At 62.3% G+C, this 353-nt stretch carries 2 protein-coding genes; both read right to left on the bottom strand.

Going from position 1 to position 353, the window contains the following annotated elements; translation table 11 throughout:
* On the bottom strand, positions 1 to 197 hold a 197-nt coding region (locus OC446_RS30685; protein ID WP_410055182.1), incomplete at its 3' end, for a hypothetical protein.
* A 2-nt stretch (positions 198 to 199) separates the two neighbouring features.
* Complete coding sequence (gene tnpB / locus OC446_RS31205) at positions 200 to 343, bottom strand: IS66 family insertion sequence element accessory protein TnpB (RefSeq protein ID WP_410055181.1); 144 nt, start codon at positions 341 to 343, stop codon at positions 200 to 202.
* Positions 344 to 353 lie beyond the last annotated feature (10 nt).

Raw genomic sequence — 353 nt, 5'->3', positions numbered from 1 at the left:
AACCGATGCAGCCGCGCCAGCGCCAGCTCTTCCTCAAGCTTGAAGACGCGCTGCGAAAGAGCTTCCCGCTCGGCCTTCAACGCGGTGATTTCGGCAGCACTCGCTGCCAGAAGCGCCATCAATTCCGCAACGGTCGGGGTGCCGGTTCGAGTCATCGCATTGTTGAATCGGAAGCCTTCCCCTGCGTCAACGGCCAAGTTCAGCCGACAACCTGGTATTGCCGCACCGGATGGCGGACCATCGCGTCGAGATCAATGCCATCCAGCAGCCAGTGCAATTGCTCGGCATCGAGCGCCATCACCGTCTCCTGCCGCCGCGGCCAGCGGAACTTGTCTTGCGTCAGCGCCTTCAGC

Source organism: Microvirga sp. Mcv34 (assembly GCF_024519725.1).
GTDB lineage: Bacteria > Pseudomonadota > Alphaproteobacteria > Rhizobiales > Beijerinckiaceae > Microvirga.
This window is presented reverse-complemented; position numbering and strand designations above follow the sequence as displayed.